This window comes from Colwellia hornerae, assembly GCF_007954355.1.
Lineage (GTDB): Bacteria > Pseudomonadota > Gammaproteobacteria > Enterobacterales > Alteromonadaceae > Colwellia_A > Colwellia_A hornerae.
Genome location: NZ_VOLR01000065.1, coordinates 1 through 2,334 on the forward strand (window position 1 = coordinate 1; position 2,334 = coordinate 2,334).

Here is a 2,334-nt window from a genome sequence, read left to right on the forward strand (position 1 = left end):
GGAAAACTAATACGCCATACGATGAGTCAAAATACTTAGAGGCCCTAAAGCGAAGAGGCTCGCCACTGTTAAAGTTTGCCGTAAATAGCTAATTTAAACTTGTTGTCCACCTCAGGGCGTGTTGTTAGGTTTCTACTGCTTATCAGCCTGAATTATAACAACTTCTGGTTTGGAATTGACTAATGAATGAGGTCCGCTAAAATAATTACCTGCTCGCAATAATATAACACCATCCATGAATTCGACTTTCTCCCCACCAATATAAACAGAAAAAAATATGCTCGATACGTTATTACAACTTACTTTAAAAGTAAAAGCAGAATTATTAGGAACACTAAAACTTTTTACAATTTTTTCAGATGAATCCGAATGCTTAATTTCATTTAGAATTGGAAGCTCTGCATATAAAGAATCTTTGAAACCCATATTAGTTCGGTTAATCTCAGAATAATTAACACTAATATAATCTGAGCAAACATTAGTTGCATAACTACTTAAAGAGAAAAATATTAACGTAAATACGAGAAATAGTTGCACAAGTTTATCCTTGAAACCTAACGCCCAATTAACAGGCAAAAAATGGTTGGCTAAAATAAGTGAACGGAGTGAACAAAAAGCCAACTGTTTTTTGTCCTTGTTTAATTTCTTGTTAGGTCTCTTTACCCTTAAGTAAATAAGAAAAAAGACCCTCTAGACTTCCTGCTTGTAGTAAAATTTTTGGGAATACTTGCATAAAAATCCCTGATGACTCATAAAAATCAGTAACAACGCTAAATACCATTTTTGTATTTAAATGCTGGATCGTATTTAGCTGTAATAATGAATCCGAATTACGATGAGCAATAATATTATTTCTTTCAAAGCGGAGTTGTTTAGCCGCTTTATCTCTTGATTTACGTAACAATTTTAGTGAGTCAAATAGTTCTTTCTGTAGGTTTTCTTCAACAGAAGATTGAATAAGTAGATCTTTCAAGTTCTTACTGCTCGCCTTACTCATATCCCATTCATAAATAGTTAGGAGAATAATTCTCAATGAAAGTAATCTTTTCCATTCATCATGGTGTGTTAGGGCATCAATTTTGACTGTTTGGATATCTTTTTCAGCAATTAGAAAAAAAAGCCCTAAATTCATTAAAACTTTTATGCATTCATTTTCACTATTTCGAGCTCTGACAATCTCTTTTTTGAATGCATTCAAGGTGTCTGTCAAAACACGATTTTTCTTCCTTTCCTTAATTGTAAGCGACACTCTAGAGTAGTAACGAGTAACGCTCATAAAGTACTTGTTGTACTTTATTTGAAAGTATCTTTTTCTAACCGCAAAAGGTGCATCTGCGATACTTTCATATTTAGGCATAGATGAGGCTTCCTTTGAGACCTAACGCCTTACTAAGCGGCGCGAAATAGTTTGCTAAAATTGCGAGGGACGAGCACTAGCAAACTGTTTAGCGTCCGTTTGAGTAACTTGTTATAACCGCTTTTGATTATGTCGAACACAACCAGTATAAAGCCAGATATTAACAATAAGATACTAAAAATTATTAAGAAACCTTCATAAAACCGATTTGAATTTTCATGTAACGATAATACTAAATTGTCGATAGTTCCTTTACGGTTTATTTTTTCAATAATAAATTGAGACTTATCTTTATTATTTATTTGGAAATACCCAAGGATAACCTTTTTACCATACCAACCTGATTTTATGGATTTGTTGTTACCTGAACGTCTAAAAGCTAATTTAAACTCTTCTGTTTTTCCTAATTCTCTTTTTAATAAAACAGTAAGATTTTCTATAGAGTCCCGTCTTGTTTTTCCGTCAAACTCAGCAACTACATATAATTCATTTTCGAAAGCAGGTAAATCTAGTTGAAGTTTATATTGGCTATTTTCCTTTTGAAAGTAACCAAGATTATTATTTTCCACTTCACTCAGTAAACTCATAGGGAAACCAAACACAAATAGTATTAGTCCTACGATTATAAAAATGGAACCTAAAATGCCAATTTTGGACAAATTAATTCGATATTACTCCGAGGTTATAACGCCCCATTAAGAGGCAAAAAACAGCTTGCTATAATGCCTGAGGTACGAAGGACAGCAAGCTGTTTTTTGTCCTTTTGAATGGCTTATAGTTGCTCCGTTCCATTAATTAATCAGTTTACCTAACTCATTAATAGGTGGAATATACTTCTGTTGCTTACGAATATTTGAATGAAAACACTCGATGCTTTTAACAAGACTTTCGGCGCAACAGAAGTTACTTGTTTCACTACGCATACTCAGGGGTTGCCGTCTATATCGACTATCTATAAGACCTGCGAGAAACAATAC

General features: G+C 33.4%; 4 protein-coding genes. All 4 read right to left on the reverse strand.

Translation table 11 applies throughout. The features are described 5' to 3' along the window. Positions 1 to 132 precede the first annotated feature (132 nt). Positions 133 to 621, reverse strand: a complete 489-nt coding sequence (locus tag ESZ26_RS18900; RefSeq protein WP_146801354.1) for a hypothetical protein — start codon at positions 619 to 621, stop codon at positions 133 to 135. Between the two features lie 28 nt (positions 622 to 649). Next, a complete protein-coding gene (locus tag ESZ26_RS18905) occupies positions 650 to 1,357 on the reverse strand; it encodes a hypothetical protein (RefSeq protein WP_146801356.1) in 708 nt (235 codons plus the stop codon). Positions 1,358 to 1,389: 32 nt separating this feature from the next. Beyond that, positions 1,390 to 1,944 carry a hypothetical protein gene (locus ESZ26_RS18910; RefSeq protein WP_146801358.1) on the reverse strand — a complete coding sequence of 185 codons (555 nt, stop codon included), beginning with the start codon at positions 1,942 to 1,944 and terminating at the stop codon, positions 1,390 to 1,392. 204 nt (positions 1,945 to 2,148) lie between these two features. Continuing rightward, the coding region (locus ESZ26_RS19375; protein WP_211361229.1) for a hypothetical protein at positions 2,149 to 2,334 on the reverse strand (186 nt) is incomplete at its 5' end.

Bases quoted from the DNA above. Each gene is read 5' to 3' on its own strand.
- ESZ26_RS18905 (WP_146801356.1), bottom strand. From the start codon at position 1,357: ATGCCTAAATATGAAAGTATCGCAGATGCACCTTTTGCGGTTAGAAAA.
- ESZ26_RS18910 (WP_146801358.1), bottom strand. From the start codon at position 1,944: ATGAGTTTACTGAGTGAAGTGGAAAATAATAATCTTGGTTACTTTCAA.